This is a genomic window from Paracraurococcus lichenis (genome assembly GCF_030657435.1).
In the GTDB taxonomy this organism is placed as follows: Bacteria; Pseudomonadota; Alphaproteobacteria; order Acetobacterales; family Acetobacteraceae; genus Paracraurococcus; species Paracraurococcus lichenis.
This window is the reverse complement of sequence record NZ_JAUTWS010000012.1, coordinates 55,481-68,739: the sequence shown is the minus strand read 5'-3', so window position 1 is coordinate 68,739 and position 13,259 is coordinate 55,481. Positions and strand designations below refer to the sequence as shown.

Below are 13,259 nucleotides of genomic sequence, written 5' to 3'. Positions count from 1 at the left end.
GGTTGGGCCCTTGCCGCTCCCGGTGCTAGCCTGCCTTCCAAACAAGAGGGGATGGGCCATGCTGAAGGTTTGGGGCCGCACCAGCTCGAGCAATGTCATGAAGGTCCTCTGGCTCTGCGAGGAGCTGTCGATCCCCTATGAGCGGATCGATGCCGGCGGCGAGTTCGGCAGGACCTCCGAGCCCTTCTACGTCGCGATGAACCCCAATGGCCGGGTGCCGGTGATCGAGGAGCCGGACGGCTACTCCCTCTGGGAGAGCAACTCGATCCTCCGCTACCTCGTGGCGACGCGGACACCGGGGGACCCCATCCATCCGGCCGCGCCCAAGGCGCGCGCCGATGTCGAGCGTTGGATGGACTGGCAGCTCGCCTCGCTCAGCGGGCCGATGACGGCGGTCTTCTTCGCCCATGTCCGCACGCCGCCGGACAAGCGCGACATGGCGGCGACCGCGAAGGCGCGGGACGAGGCGGAGGCGCTCTGGACCATCGTCGACCGGCAGCTTGCCGGGCGGGACTACGTCGCGGGCGGCTTCTCGCTGGCCGATATCGTGCTCGGCCCCTATCTGCACCGCTGGTTCGCCATGCCGATCGAGCGCGCGCCGCTGGCGAATCTGGAGGCGTGGTACGAGCGGCTGAAGGACCATCACCCCGGCTTCACCGCGCATGTCGCCGTGCCGCTAGTGTGACGGACCATCGCCCCGCCCGTAGGACCGAGAGGATGCACGCGTGCCGAAGCTGCTGACCGTCTGGGGTCGCGCCAACTCCGTCAATGTCATGAAGGTGCTGTGGCTGCTGGACGAGCTGGCCCTGCCCTTCGACCGCATCGATGCCGGCGGCGCCTTCGGCCGCACGCGCGATGCCGACTACGCCGCGATGAATCCGAACGCGACGGTGCCGACGCTGGTCATGCCGCACGGCTATACGCTGTGGGAAAGCCACGCGATCCTCCGCTACCTCTGCCGCACCCAGCCGGGCGGCAACCAGTTCTACCCGGAGGCGCCGGAGGCCCGCGCCGATGTGGAGCGCTGGATGGACTGGACCCTCGCCTCGCTGAACGAGCCGATGCGGGTGATCTTCTGGACGCTGGTCCGCACGCCGGAGGCCGAGCGCGACATGGCCGCCTGCGCCCGGGCGCACGAGGCGGCGGAGCGGCTCTGGCGCATCGTGGATGCGCAGCTCGAGGGGCGCGAGCATGTCGCGGGCGGCTTCAGCATCGCCGACATGGCGATGGGCGGCTTCCTGCACCGCTGGTTCGCCCTGCCGGTCGAGCGGCCGCCGATGCCGCGGCTGGAGGCCTGGTACGCGCGGCTGCAGGCGCGGCCGGCCTATGCCAAGCATGTGGCGGTGCCGCTGAGCTGAGGCGCGCCGCCCCGGGCGGCGGCGCCCGCTGCGCCGCGCATCATGCGGGATGTCGGCAGCGCGGCCGGTGCCCGGCCGGACGCCGGGGCGTGGCGGATCGTGGAGCCTTCCGCCGGTCCTACTGCCGCTCCGCCGGCATCACTGGCCGGTATAGCCCCGCCCCTGCATGCAGGCAGCCATTGCCCGGTCGAAGGCCGCACCGGCCTGTTGCTGCTGCGCGGCCGCCTGCCTGCGATCCTGCCGGCGCGCTCCTCGCTGGGCCGCGGCGCCGCCGACCGCCCCGGCGGCGGCGCCCTTCCCGGCATCGTTGCCGGTGATCGCGGCCGCAGTCGCCCCGGCCGCGGCCCCGCGCGCCCGGCCGCCCACGCGCGCCGGCGGTTGGCTGGCGGGCGCGCCCGGCGTGGTGCCCGTCTGCTGCGCGGCCCAGCTCCGGCAGGCCGCGAGGTCCTGGCCCTGCTGCTGCGGCGACTGCCCCCTGGCGGGGTAGAAGGCCGGTGCCTGGCCCAGCGCGGCGCCGGTCATCGCGGCCAGCAGGACGGGCGCCCAGAGTGTCGACATTCGCATGGCATGGTCCCCTCTCCCGCCCGGCCCGCGGCCGGGCACCGCAGGCGTCACGCAGCCGCGTCCGCGTCGTCCGGCACCACGCGTCGCCCCGCCCGCGCGAGCGTCTCGGACGGGGATTCGCCGAAGGTCGCCCGGTAGTCCGCGGCGAACTGGCCGAGGTGCCAGAAGCCGTGCGACAGCGCGACGGACTTCACCAGGGGCACCGCATCCGCATGCGAGAGCAGGGCGGCGCGGATCATGCTGAGGCGCCGCAGCTTGAGGAAGCGGTGCGGGCTGATGTCGAACATGGCGCGGAACGCATCGGCGAGGCTGGAGGCGGATACCGCGAGCGCGTCGCACAGGTCTTCCGTGTAGATCGGGCGATCCTTGTTCTCCCGCAGATAGGCGTCGGCCGCCATGACGATGCGCCGGCGCGCCTTCGTGCTGCGGGGCGCGCGGACCTCCTGCTCGCCCTCGCCCGAGACCAGATCGCGCGTCGCCTGCAGTAGCGCCTCCCGCAGGGCCTGGCGGGGTTGCTCGGTCCCGAAGACCTGCGGGACCGAGGCGACGGTCTTGCCCGCGGCACCGACCACCTGCCTGGCCCGCTCCCAGGCCTCCGGCGCCGCCTGCAGCAGCGCAAGCCTGCCGGGTTGCCAGAGCATCGCCCCTGCCCGGGGCCCGAGGAGCGTCTCGGCCAGCCGGGAGGGCAGGACGATGGCCGCATGGGTACCGGCGCCCCGGCTCGCCAGCAGGAGCTCGGCGCCTTCGCCGCAGACGCCGATGGTCCCGGGGCGACAGGTCACCCCGTTCAGGACGAGGCTGCCGGCGGCCTCGACGGGAAATTGCAGCGTCACCGCATCGGCATCGGTCGTGGCGAAGGCCATGAAGGGGGAGCTGTGGCAGAGGTTGAGCGCGGCATCCCCGAGGCGGATGGTCGCCAGCGACGCCTCGTAGGACGTGGTCCCCACGGGGACGACGCTCAGGGACATGCCCGGCATGGCGCGCAAGGCGTCGCCGGGCTCGGTGAACCTGTGAAACTCGGCGCCTGCACGCTGCATCCTGCGTCCTTCCCTCCAGGCGGCCATGTGGTCGGCCGGCTTGGATGGCACCTAAGCAGATATATCGCATAGGCGATTTGATCCGCCGCAATCCGCAGGATGAAAATAAGCTCACCCGATGTACGCTTCCGCTTGTCGAAGCAGGAATATCGCTGCGCCTTTCCTATCCATCAAGACGACAAGGCAATATTCGGTAACCCTGGCGATCCTGATATTATCCCGTTTCACCCTCCGGGTGGGAGAAACGGCCACAGGCACTTCGGATGCCGTTCCCGTCCGACGCCTTGACCGTCGCCGCTTGTCGCTGCGTGCAGGCTGGTCTCGGGCACCGAGGCCCGTGTCGGTCCGGGGCGCCGGTCGCCCCTTCGGCAAAGGCCGGCGGCCGCGGGTGGCGCGAAGCCGCCTGCCTTGACGCCCCGCCGCGCCGCCACCCAGCATCCCCCGCGGCACCCGCCGCGGGGGGAACAACCATGGTCAATACGGCGGCGGAGGATCCCGAGCGGCTGGTCCTCTTCGGCAGCTTCACCAGCAGTTCGAGCTACAAGCCGATGCTCTTCCTCGCCCTCGCCGGCCTGCCCTTCGGCTTCCGCACGGTGAACCTGAAGACCGGCGCGCAGCGCTCGCCGGCGTGGCTGGCGGTGAATCGCTACGGCCAGGTGCCGGCGCTGCGGCATCGCGGTCTGACCATCCTGCAATCCAATGTCATCCTCGACTACCTCGCCCGCACGACCGGCCGGTTCGAGGGCACGACCGAGCAGGCGCGCTGGCAGGCCCGCGAATGGCTCTCCTGGGAGGCGGATGCGATCACCAACGTCGCCAAGGTCCGGCACTACAGCCGCTTCCGTGCGGTGGACCCGGCGGTCATGGACTACTTCCGGCCGCTGGCCGAGGCGGCGCTGGGCTTCGTCGACGGGACGCTCTCGGATGGGCGGGACTGGCTGGTCGGCGGCGAGGTCCCCTCGATCGCCGATATCGGCTGCTGGGGGCGCATGGTCTTCATGGCCGAGGGCGGCCTCGATATCGGCCGCTGGCCGCATCTGCACCGCTGGGCGCGGCGCCTCGCGGCGCTGCCGGGCTTCGCCCTGCCCTATGACCTGATCCCGAAGAAGGACACCGAGTTCGAGGGACGGCCGGGGGCCTGAGCCATCGGCAGGAGGCGCCCCGCGCTGCGGCCCCGGGCGAGCCCTGGATGCCGGGCGGGCCGGGCCAAGGCACTGCCTTGGACGGCCTCAGCGCCCGGTGGCGCCGCGGCGATCGATCCGCCTCCTGCCGGGCGGGCCGCTTCAGGCGTCGTTCGCCCCCTCCAGCCGGCTGAGGAAGGCGCGGCACCAGGCGCGCGCGCCGTCGCGGAACACGCTGACCGCGCAGTCCTCCCAGCGCGCCTTGCGCTCGGCCGGCCGCATGGTCAGCGCCTGGTCCAGCGCCTCGGCGATCTCGTCGGGGTCGAGCGGGTTCACCAGCAGCGCGCCCGGAAGCTGCGCCACCGCGCCGGCGAAGCGCGACAGCACCAGGACGCCCGGATCCTCCGGGTCCTGCGCCGCGACGTATTCCTTCGCTACCAGGTTCATGCCGTCGCGGAGCGGCGTGACGAGGCCCACGCGCGCCATACGCATGAAGCCGGCCAGCACCGGCCGCGCCACCGCCCGCGTCATGTAGCGCAGCGGCGCCCAGTCCGGCTCGGCATGCTGGCCGTTGATGCGGCCCACCCATTCGTCGAGTTCGCGCCGCAGCGCCCGGTACTGCGCCACGTCGCCGCGCGAGACCGGCGCGACCTGCAGGTAGGTCACCTTGGAGCGGTGCGCCTTGAAGCGCGCCAGCAACTGGCCGTAGCCGCAGAAGCGCTGCGGCAGGCCCTTGGTGTAGTCGAGGCGGTCGACGCCGATGATCAGCGCGCGGTCGACCAGGCTCTGGCGGAAGCGCTCCGTCTCGCGCTTGACCATCGCCTTCTCGGCAAGCTGGGTGAAGGACTCCGCCTCGATGCCGATCGGGAAGGCGGCGACGCGGGCTGCCGCATCCGCCTCCCCCGCCGCGGCGAGGGCGGCGCGCAGATTGGCGGCATCGTCCTCCGTCTGCACCCCGATCACGTCATAGGCGGCGAGGTCCACCAGCAATTCCTCCGCCCGCGGCAGGCCGCAGAAGACCGCATGCGGCGGGAAGGGCACGTGCAGGAAGAAGCCCAGGCGCTGCCGGCAGCCCTGCGCCCGCAGCGCCGCCCCCATGGGGAAGAGGTGGAAGTCGTGCACCCAGACCGTGTCGTCCGGCCGCAGCATCGGCGCCAGCGCCGCGGCGAAGGCCTGGTTCACCCGGCGGTAGCCGGCATGGTCCTCGCGCGAGAAGACGGCGAGGCCGAGCCGGTAGTGCAGCGTCGGCCAGAGGCAGGCATTGGAGAAGCCGGTATAGAAATGCCGGTAGTCCTCCCGCCCCAGGTCGAGCGTCGCATAGGTGATGCGGCCGACCGTCACCTCCGCCACCTCGGCCGAGGTCGCTTCGCCGACCTGCCCGGACCAACCGAACCACATCACCTCCCGCCGCGACAGCGCGTCCTTGAGCGCCACGGCCAGGCCGCCCGCCGTGGCGCCGCGCTCCCGGGGGTTCGGGACGCGGTTGGCGACGACCACCAGGCGGTTCACGGCGTGGTGGTGCCCGGCCCGGGCGGGGCGACGGCGGCGGCCAGCCAGTCACGCAGGGCGGCCGGGGTGCCGAAGGCGTCCTGCAGCCGCCAGCCATGGCCGCCGAAGCGGCGGGCGACCGCCATCCCCTCCTCGTCGGTCACGTCGTCGCCGATGAAGACCGGGACGCGGCCGGCGAAGGGCGGGCGGGCCATCAGGGCGTTCACCGCCGTGCCCTTGGAGGCGCCGCGCGGCTTCACCTCCCAGGCCATGCGGGCCTCGAGCAGGGCGAAGGCCGCGGGGTCCTCGGCGACGCAGGCGGCGAGCAGCGCCTCCGCCTCCGGCCCAAGCTCGGGCGCCTGGCGGTAATGGATGACGAAACCGTGCTCCTTGTCCTCGATCAGTGCGCCGGGATGGCGCGCGACCAGCGCGGCGGCGCGGGCGCGCCAGCCCGCGGGCGGCGCCGGCAGGTCGGGGCGGAGCGCCGGCGCGGCGGGGTCGGGGCGGAGCGAGGCGCCGTGGTCGCCCGCCTTGGCGATCGGCACCGGCAGGAAATGGTCGAGATCGCGCAGCGGCCGGCCGCTGACCACGGCCAGCGCGCCGGAGAGCTCATCGGCCAGTCGGCGCAACAGGCCGGGCAGGTGCGGCGGGACACGGACGGCATCCGGGGTGGGGGCGATCTCCACCAGCGTGCCGTCGAAGTCGAGCAGGAGCGCCGCCCCCCCGAGGGGGCCCGCACCGGGCACGCCTGGGGGCGGCGGCAGGAGGAAGGTTCCGGGCATGCGGGTTGGACAAGTCCGCGAAATCGCCTCCGTTGCGTCGCGAGCGCGCGATGCGCGCTACTGTGGCCGGCGGAGGCCCGCCGCATCCTCGTGCCGCATGCCCCAGAGGGCGAAGGCCGGCGGCAGCACGCCGACGATCAGCCAGTGCACCAGCGCGGCCTGGCGACCGAGGAAGCCGGAATCCCAGAGGGCAACGCAGGCAAGCTGCACCAGCAGCATCCAGGCGACGGCGATGGCCAGGGCGCGCTGCTCGGCGCGCGCCTGCTGGCGGGAGGCTTCCCGCATGCGCGGCTTCCCTTCAGAGTATCGGCGTTGAGGGCGCCGCCCGAGGGCGGCCTGCGGCACACAATACACAGCTTCGTGAAGTTTGCACACGAAAAAGGGAGGATCTCTATGCCCGACGATGCCCCGCTGCCCCGCCCCGGCGCGCGCACCACCGTGCGCCATGCCGAGGGGGCGACGTTCGATGCCGGCCTGCGGGCCTTCTTCGCCTATCGCGACCTCGGCATCGCCGGGGCCTCGGGCGGCGCTTTCGGCGCCAATGTCATCCGCCCCGTCCCCGGCACGCATGCCCAGCCGCATTGGCACTGGCATGAGGTGACCTTCCAGATGGTTCTCGTGCTGAAGGGCTGGGTGCGCTTCGAATACGAGGATGTCGGCGAGGTGCTGCTGCGGCCCGGCGACTGCGTCTACCAGGCACCAAGGGTGCGGCACCGGGAGATCGCGCATTCGGACGACCTCGAACTGGTCGAGATCACCGCGCCGGCCGAGTTCGAGACCCATGCGGGCGAATAGCCGCGCGCTGGACCGCACCGGCAGTGCAGGCTAGACCTGCGGTCCTGGCCCCTGTGGCGGAACGGTAGACGCAGGCGACTCAAAATCGCTCGCCCGAGAGGGTGTGGGAGTTCGAATCTCCCCGGGGGCACCATGCTGGCGCGGCAATGCCCTGGATCCCGGGGTTGACCGCTCGGGCTTCCGGCGCCGGCGACAGAGTTCCGGACGCCGCTGACGCCCGTATGCGGCGGTAGGGGGGGTCCGGCTTCCCGAGTTTAGTTCTCTATGCGGATCGGTTCTGAAGCGGGCGCTTCGGCGGCGTCTCACGGTCGGAAGCAGCCAGGGGCAACCCTGCGTGCAACCGATCGAGGGTGGCCGTCGCGGCGCATGAACCGCCTCTTGTATCTCGCGTGCCGACGAATCCTCTGGTGGGCACGCCTGATTCGTGCTCTTACGCGACAATCATCAACCCAAGATTTCCAAACCCCCTAGCCGGTTCAAGGAGCAGGTTGTGGTTGATGCCGGCAAGCGGTTCGAATACGCGCCGTCCCCCGCTGCCCGCTCGTTGCCGATGGAAGGATTGCGGGGCGTTGCTGTCCTGCTGGTGTTCCTTGTGCACTATTGCAGCGGAGTGCAGGTCTATCTGTCCGGCAAAGCGCTCATGCTGGCCGATGGAATACATCTGCTGGGCAATGTCGGTGTTGACTTATTTTTCGTACTCAGTGGATACTTGATCTACGGCGCCCTGATGCGTCGGCCGCAGCCGTTTGCCGATTTCATGGCGCGACGCGTGCGGCGTCTTTATCCGGCCTTTGCGGTGGTGATGGCAGCCTATCTGGTGCTGTCGCACATCCTCCCCGCCGAGAGCAAGTTGCCGTCGGGCGGCCGGGAGGCGGCCGCCTACATCCTGGCCAACCTCCTGCTCATGCCGGGCATCTTCCCGATCCAGCCGATCATTACCGTCGCCTGGTCGCTCAGCTACGAAATGGCCTTCTATGTCACGCTGCCGGCGCTGGTTGGCGGGTTGCGTCTCCGCGCATGGCCGGCACCGGTGAGAGTCGCTGTGTTCCTCGCCGCGGTCGTCCTGGCGCAAGTCATGCACCTGCCGCATCCGCGCATCGGCATGTTCGTCTGCGGCATGCTGCTGGTGGAAGCCATGCCGGCCCTCTGCGCGGTCGCCGCGCTGCGCACGCGGCTGGATGCCGCGGCGATCGTCGCCGTGCCGCTCTGCGCCACTGCTCTGCTCTACAGGAGTGCCGGCGCCTTCGAGGCCCTGTTCCTCACCTGCTTCCTGCTTTGCGCCGCAGCGCTCGCAGGCCGAGGGCCGGTCGCGCGCAGCTTGTCAATGCGACCTCTCCGGTGGCTCGGGAACATGAGCTATTCATATTACCTGCTGCACGGTCTGATGCTGAAGGCGATGTTCTTCGCCCTCAGCCATCTGCCGGTCGCGCAGCACCTGGGCAATGCAGCACTTTGGGTGCTGCTGCCACCGGCCTTCGCGGTGACCGTCGGAGGCTCGGTTGCGTTGTTCCTGACAGTCGAATGGCCCTTGTCGCTGCGGCCGCGCGACGCAACCGGCCCCGCCACGCCGGTCGCGGCCGCGACGACGTCCGATGCATCGCCGGAGGCCATCGGCCCGGTCCTGGTGCGGAGCCGCCCAGGCGGGCTCGACGCAAGTGCCGAAGGCTCCGCGCGCCTACCGTCCGCACCGGCGTGACGTCCAGGAGCACGCCCGGGTGGTCCAGCCAGGCTTTCGCCGGCGCGAACCGCGCCCTCGTGCCGCGCCCGCCTCGGGGCCGTGCGCGGCCTCCATGCAGCACCGGCCATGCCCCCGCAACCGAGCGCATTAGCAGAAGTCTGAATTTTAAGTAGGAAATCTCTACCAAATATTCCAGCATTGAGCTAATCTTCAGCATCGCGGAATTTTCTGAGTGGAGCAGCATGACCGGCATCGGACATGGGTCGTCGAGGCGCCCACAGTATTTGCCCGCTCTGGACGGATTGCGTGGCTTGGCGGCGATGTGGGTCTTTGTCTTCCATGTGATACATAACGGCTCCGACGATTGGACGCCGGGTTATCTTGGGGTTGATCTGTTTTTCATTCTATCTGGTTTTGTGCTCTCGCACGTATATTCCGGCAGGCTCGAAAATGCTGGGGATTACGGTCGCTTCCTGCTGGCCCGCCTGGCCCGGATCTACCCCCTTCATCTCGCCACGCTTCTGGCGACCGGCGTCGTTGTTGCCCTTCTTCCCGGTTTTGCAGAGTCCTATCCGCGCGCGGACGCACGGTTTGGCACCGAAGCTTTCCTCGCCTGCCTTCTGCTCATCCAGAATTGGTGGTACTTCCTGCCCGGGTGCTGGAATGCTCCAGCATGGTCGCTCAGTGCCGAATGGGCGGGATACCTGCTTTTTCCCGCATTCCTGTTCCTGGCCGCGCGGGTCAAGTGGCCGCTTGTTATGGCGTTCGCCGGCATGGCGGCGCTTGAGATCTTGTTGCTCGCGAAAGGTGCGTCGCCGGGTGCGACCGGTCTTCCCGGCATGGGCCGCATGGTCTTCGGCGCTGTGACGGGTTGCCTGACGCATCGTGCCTGGCTGGCCGGCGCGCGCCTACCTGTCATGCCCGCCACGATTGCTGCCCTGCTCTTGCTCGGCATCGCGCATGTGCCGGGCCTCGGTGCGGTCGGGGCATTGGGCTTCCCCGCCTTCGTCCTGATGGCCGCCCGCGAGGAGGGGCCCATTGCGCAGATCTGCGGGGCCCGGCCCGCGGTGTGGCTCGGCGAGATTTCTTACTCCATCTACCTCTGGCACTGGCTGGTGCTGCAGATCGCGCAACGCCTGCCCGAAGCGGAGGCCAGGGGACCGATCTGGTACGGGGCGCTCTTCGCCGCCGTGCTCCTGCTGAGCTGGGCCTCGTACCACTGGATCGAGCGGCCGGCGCGGCGCTGGGTGCTGCGCATACCGGCGATCGTCCGCGAGCGCGCCCCGGCGGTCTGACCTGCAAAGCGCCGCACGATGCCCTGGCGGTCGCAACCAACCTCCCCCTGACTGGCGGGCCTTGGCCCCGACCCAGACGCACAGTCAGGTCCATATTGACTCAAATTACCTAAGCGCAACTGCCGAGGTCGGCCCGTCTCCCGTATAGACCGGGTTGACAGCCCGCAGGCCCGCCTGATCGGCGCCTGGCTCCCTTGCGATGGCGCGAGCCGCACCCACTTGGCCAGCCGGCCTCGGCCAGCCCGCGCGTCCTCTTGAGACGCGAAGCCCGGCATCCCCCGTTCCGGGCGCGGTCAGTCCGCGTCACGCCCAGCCCGGCGGCCCCTCTCGCGCTCGCCTCGCCCAATCCGGACCATGAACTTCCCGCGGGCCAGAATTCCGGCATACCGGTCGACTGCTTCCCGCAGGTTGGCGGTTCTGTCGGCTCCAAGCAGACTGTCGCGGGTTGGGCCACGCTTCGTTCGGCCCAACTCCCCGAAGCGAAAGGCTGCTCAGGGTTTTGTTACGGCGAAAACCCAGAGAATTTTCCTTAGCCGCCGCGCCCCATCACCACCGGCGCCGGCAGGAGTTCCCGTGGCCCACCGCCATGGTCGTCGTCGTCCGGCGGCCGGTCCTGCAGCATGACGGCGACCGCGATCTGCACGGCACCGAGGGTGAGGCCGCAGAAGAACCACAGCAGCAGCGCTGGCCAGGGATGCCCGGGGGCATGGCGGAGGACATCCGCGACGCCGCCCGGATTGGCCCGGAATAGTGCCAGCATCAGCAGCGTGGCGAGGCCGAAACCGATGGCAGCGTGCCGCATCAGGAAGGCGACGGCCTTCGGCAAGGGGGGCAGGGCCATGGCGGGCGGCTCCGGCAGCGGGTGGAATTGCGGCCAGCCTAAGCGATCCTCCCGGGCCCCGCGCCGGGAAAATGCCTGGAGCCTGCGACGCCCCGTCGATGCCGTGGATGGCCCGGCCTGACCTCCCTCGCCCTCGGCCGCCGCGCCCGGTCCGGCGCCGCCGCGTCGCGGCGAACCGCAGCGCCGGTCACCCACCGCACGCCCCGAACCCGCGGCGGGTGGCCTTCGCACCGGCGGTGCAGGGGCCACGGCCGGGGAGACTCGCCCATGCCGCCGCAGGCGGGCGGAGCCGGGAGGAAGCGGGAGCGCCGGTGCTGGACAATCGCCCCGGATCACGCCAAAGACCCCCTCCCTCAGCCGTCTTCCGGAGAGTCGCCATGGCCTCGGCGTTCGACCGCATCGCCGACATCATCGCGGAGACGTCCGACGTCCCCCGCGAGACGATCACGCCGGACAGCCATGTGATCAACGACCTGGGCATCGACAGCCTCGACTTCCTCGACATCGTCTTCGCCATCGACAAGGCCTTCGGCATCAAGGTGCCGGTCGAGGCCTGGACGCAGGAAGTGAACGAGGGCAAGGCGCCGGCCGAGCAGTATTTCGTCATGAAGAACCTGGCCCTGCGGATCGAGGAACTGGTCGCGGCGAAAGCCTCCCCCGGGGCCGCCGGCGGCTGATCCCGGGCCGTGCGGCTCGAATACTTCCAGATGATCGACCGGGTCGTCTCGGTCGGTCCCGAGGCCATCGCCGCCGAGGCCGTTGTGCCCGGCGCCGCGGAGAGCCCGGTCTTCGAAGGCCATTTCCCCGGCCATCCCCTGGTCCCCGGCGTACTATTGGTGGAGACCATGGCGCAGGCCTCCGGCTACCTGCTGCTGCACCGCTTCGACTTCGGCCGCATGCCCTTCCTCTCCGGCGTGAAGGAGGCGAAATTCCGCAGCTTCGTCACGCCGGAAACGCGCCTTGAGGTCTCGGCGAGCCTCGAGCATGACGGCTCCGGCTTCGCGGTGACCCGGGCCGCCATATCCGCCGCCGGCAAGCGCATCTGCGACGCGGAGCTGACCTTCCGCACCCTGCCCTTCCCCGCGCCCGAGCTCGAGGCCGCGATGCGCGCCCGGGCGGCGCAGATCGGCCTGCCCGGACCACCCCCATGACCGAGAGCATCTGGATCACCGGCATCGGCCTCGTCTCCTCGCTCGGCGAGGGGCCGGAGGTGCACCGCGCCGCGCTCGCCGGCGGCCGGCCCGTGGTGGATGCCACGGGCTTCGCGCCCTATCCGGTGCATCCGATGCCGGCGCTCGACCTCGACCGGCAGATCCCGAAGAAGGGCGACCAGCGGCAGATGGAGCCCTGGCAGCGCCTCGGCACCTATGCGGCCGGCCTTGCCATCGACCATGCCGGGGCGCGCGGCCTTGTCGCCGACATGCACCTCGTGGTCGCCGCCGGCGGCGGCGAGCGCGACACGCGGCTCGACGAGGCGGTCTGCGCCGAGATCGCCCGCCTGCCGGCCGAGGAGGGCGCGAAGCTGCTGAACGAGCGACTGGCCTCCGGCCTCAGGCCGACGCTGTTCCTCGCGCAGCTCTCCAACCTGCTGGCCGGCAACATTTCCATCGTGCACGGCGTCACCGGCTCCTCCCGCACCTTCATGGGGGAGGAGAGCGCGGCGGCGGATGCGGTGCGGATCGCCGCGGCGCGCCTCGCGGACGGGCGCAGCGGCGACGGCGCCCGGATCGCGCTGGTCGGCGGCGCCTATGTCGCGGGCCGCTGGGACATGCTGCTGCTCTATGCCGCCTCCGGCCAGCTCTGGCGCGGCGACTGGCGGCCGCTGGCCGAGCGCGCGGCGGCCGGCGGCGGAATCGTCACCGGCACCGCCGCGGCCTTCCTGGTGCTGGAGACTGAGGGCCATGCGCGCGTCCGCGGCGCCACGGGCATCGCGCGGCTTGGCCCGGTGCGGACCACGGCGGCACGGCGGCGCGGCGAGGATAGCGCGGCACGGGCGGCGGCGGCGCTGGCCGAGGGACTGCCGCTGCGGCCGGGCTATGCCGTCCTCTCCGGCGCGACCGGCGCCGCGGTGCCGACCACGGCCGAGGACGCCTTCCTCGCCGGCCTGCGCGACCGCGGGCCGGCCCAGGGCCCGGTGCGGCAGACCGCCGACCTGATCGGCTATACGATCGAGGCCGCCTTCCCCGCGAACCTGGCGCTCGCCGCGCTCGCGGTGCAGGCGGGCGAGGCACCGCAGGCGCTGGTCACCGGCTTCGGCGCCTGGCGCGGCGAGGCGCTGGCCCTGGTGGAGGCCATCTGAC

At 71.0% G+C, this 13,259-nt stretch carries 15 protein-coding genes and 1 tRNA gene; 10 read left to right on the top strand and 6 right to left on the bottom strand.

All coding sequences use genetic code 11. From position 1 onward, the window contains the following. The first annotated feature begins 58 nt into the window (after positions 1-58). The gene (locus Q7A36_RS14330) at positions 59-685 is read left to right on the top strand and encodes a glutathione S-transferase family protein (RefSeq protein WP_305104394.1); all 627 of its coding nucleotides are present in this window, start codon (positions 59-61) and stop codon (positions 683-685) included. A gap of 40 nt (positions 686-725) precedes the next feature. Then, positions 726-1,358 (top strand): glutathione S-transferase family protein, encoded by a 633-nt coding sequence (locus Q7A36_RS14325; RefSeq protein WP_305104393.1) that lies wholly within the window; start codon positions 726-728, stop codon positions 1,356-1,358. 138 nt (positions 1,359-1,496) lie between these two features. Here the strand turns inward: Q7A36_RS14325 and Q7A36_RS14320 are convergent, their stop codons facing one another. Then, the gene (locus tag Q7A36_RS14320; RefSeq protein WP_305104392.1) at positions 1,497-1,922 is read right to left on the bottom strand and encodes a hypothetical protein; all 426 of its coding nucleotides are present in this window, start codon (positions 1,920-1,922) and stop codon (positions 1,497-1,499) included. 47 nt (positions 1,923-1,969) lie between these two features. Next, positions 1,970-2,959 (bottom strand): helix-turn-helix domain-containing protein, encoded by a 990-nt coding sequence (locus Q7A36_RS14315; RefSeq protein ID WP_305104391.1) that lies wholly within the window; start codon positions 2,957-2,959, stop codon positions 1,970-1,972. A gap of 470 nt (positions 2,960-3,429) precedes the next feature. On the opposite strand from Q7A36_RS14315, the gene Q7A36_RS14310 reads away from it, so the two are divergent. Continuing rightward, the gene (locus Q7A36_RS14310; RefSeq protein WP_305104390.1) at positions 3,430-4,101 is read left to right on the top strand and encodes a glutathione S-transferase family protein; all 672 of its coding nucleotides are present in this window, start codon (positions 3,430-3,432) and stop codon (positions 4,099-4,101) included. Between the two features lie 141 nt (positions 4,102-4,242). Here Q7A36_RS14310 and Q7A36_RS14305 read toward each other — a convergent pair whose 3' ends face one another. Genes Q7A36_RS14305 through Q7A36_RS14295 form a run of 3 tightly spaced genes read right to left on the bottom strand, consistent with a single transcriptional unit; the run spans position 4,243 to position 6,635 of the window. After that, complete coding sequence (locus Q7A36_RS14305; RefSeq protein WP_305104389.1) at positions 4,243-5,589, bottom strand: alpha,alpha-trehalose-phosphate synthase (UDP-forming); 1,347 nt, start codon at positions 5,587-5,589, stop codon at positions 4,243-4,245. Then, complete coding sequence (otsB, locus tag Q7A36_RS14300; RefSeq protein WP_305104388.1) at positions 5,586-6,350, bottom strand: trehalose-phosphatase; 765 nt, start codon at positions 6,348-6,350, stop codon at positions 5,586-5,588. Before otsB ends, Q7A36_RS14305 begins: the two co-directional genes overlap by 4 nt. Positions 6,351-6,407: 57 nt before the next feature. Beyond that, positions 6,408-6,635, bottom strand: coding sequence for a hypothetical protein (locus tag Q7A36_RS14295; protein WP_305104387.1), 228 nt, complete (start codon positions 6,633-6,635; stop codon positions 6,408-6,410). A gap of 108 nt (positions 6,636-6,743) precedes the next feature. Between Q7A36_RS14295 and Q7A36_RS14290 the strand changes: the two genes are divergently transcribed. From Q7A36_RS14290 to Q7A36_RS14275, 4 genes are all read left to right on the top strand, one after another. Next, positions 6,744-7,145, top strand: a complete 402-nt coding sequence (locus tag Q7A36_RS14290) for a cupin domain-containing protein (protein WP_305104386.1) — start codon at positions 6,744-6,746, stop codon at positions 7,143-7,145. A 47-nt stretch (positions 7,146-7,192) separates the two neighbouring features. Next, positions 7,193-7,278 (top strand) — tRNA-Leu (locus tag Q7A36_RS14285). 357 nt (positions 7,279-7,635) lie between these two features. Next, positions 7,636-8,841, top strand: coding sequence for an acyltransferase family protein (locus Q7A36_RS14280; protein ID WP_305104385.1), 1,206 nt, complete (start codon positions 7,636-7,638; stop codon positions 8,839-8,841). Between the two features lie 224 nt (positions 8,842-9,065). Further along, positions 9,066-10,118, top strand: a complete 1,053-nt coding sequence (locus Q7A36_RS14275) for an acyltransferase family protein (protein ID WP_305104384.1) — start codon at positions 9,066-9,068, stop codon at positions 10,116-10,118. Between the two features lie 529 nt (positions 10,119-10,647). Here the strand turns inward: Q7A36_RS14275 and Q7A36_RS14270 are convergent. Then, entirely contained in the window at positions 10,648-10,959 is a 312-nt protein-coding gene (locus tag Q7A36_RS14270) for a hypothetical protein (protein WP_305104383.1), read from the bottom strand. Positions 10,960-11,336: 377 nt separating this feature from the next. Between Q7A36_RS14270 and Q7A36_RS14265 the strand changes: the two genes are divergently transcribed. The 3 genes from Q7A36_RS14265 to Q7A36_RS14255 are packed head-to-tail and all read left to right on the top strand — an operon-like array spanning position 11,337 to position 13,258. After that, positions 11,337-11,636: an acyl carrier protein gene (locus Q7A36_RS14265; protein WP_305104382.1), complete on the top strand. Its 300-nt coding sequence runs from the start codon at positions 11,337-11,339 to the stop codon at positions 11,634-11,636. Positions 11,637-11,645: 9 nt separating this feature from the next. After that, entirely contained in the window at positions 11,646-12,110 is a 465-nt protein-coding gene (locus Q7A36_RS14260; protein WP_305104381.1) for a 3-hydroxyacyl-ACP dehydratase FabZ family protein, read from the top strand. Further along, a complete protein-coding gene (locus tag Q7A36_RS14255; protein ID WP_305104380.1) occupies positions 12,107-13,258 on the top strand; it encodes a beta-ketoacyl-ACP synthase in 1,152 nt (383 codons plus the stop codon). The genes Q7A36_RS14260 and Q7A36_RS14255 overlap by 4 nt, the downstream gene beginning before the upstream one ends. Position 13,259: the final 1 nt, after the last annotated feature.

Coding starts and splice junctions, on each gene's coding strand:
- Q7A36_RS14330 (WP_305104394.1), top strand. CDS start 59: ATGCTGAAGGTTTGGGGCCGCACCAGCTCGAGCAATGTCATGAAGGTC.
- Q7A36_RS14320 (WP_305104392.1), bottom strand. CDS start 1,922: ATGCGAATGTCGACACTCTGGGCGCCCGTCCTGCTGGCCGCGATGACC.
- Q7A36_RS14315 (WP_305104391.1), bottom strand. CDS start 2,959: ATGCAGCGTGCAGGCGCCGAGTTTCACAGGTTCACCGAGCCCGGCGAC.
- Q7A36_RS14310 (WP_305104390.1), top strand. CDS start 3,430: ATGGTCAATACGGCGGCGGAGGATCCCGAGCGGCTGGTCCTCTTCGGC.
- otsB (WP_305104388.1), bottom strand. CDS start 6,350: ATGCCCGGAACCTTCCTCCTGCCGCCGCCCCCAGGCGTGCCCGGTGCG.
- Q7A36_RS14295 (WP_305104387.1), bottom strand. CDS start 6,635: ATGCGGGAAGCCTCCCGCCAGCAGGCGCGCGCCGAGCAGCGCGCCCTG.
- Q7A36_RS14290 (WP_305104386.1), top strand. CDS start 6,744: ATGCCCGACGATGCCCCGCTGCCCCGCCCCGGCGCGCGCACCACCGTG.
- Q7A36_RS14275 (WP_305104384.1), top strand. CDS start 9,066: ATGACCGGCATCGGACATGGGTCGTCGAGGCGCCCACAGTATTTGCCC.
- Q7A36_RS14270 (WP_305104383.1), bottom strand. CDS start 10,959: ATGGCCCTGCCCCCCTTGCCGAAGGCCGTCGCCTTCCTGATGCGGCAC.
- Q7A36_RS14265 (WP_305104382.1), top strand. CDS start 11,337: ATGGCCTCGGCGTTCGACCGCATCGCCGACATCATCGCGGAGACGTCC.
- Q7A36_RS14255 (WP_305104380.1), top strand. CDS start 12,107: ATGACCGAGAGCATCTGGATCACCGGCATCGGCCTCGTCTCCTCGCTC.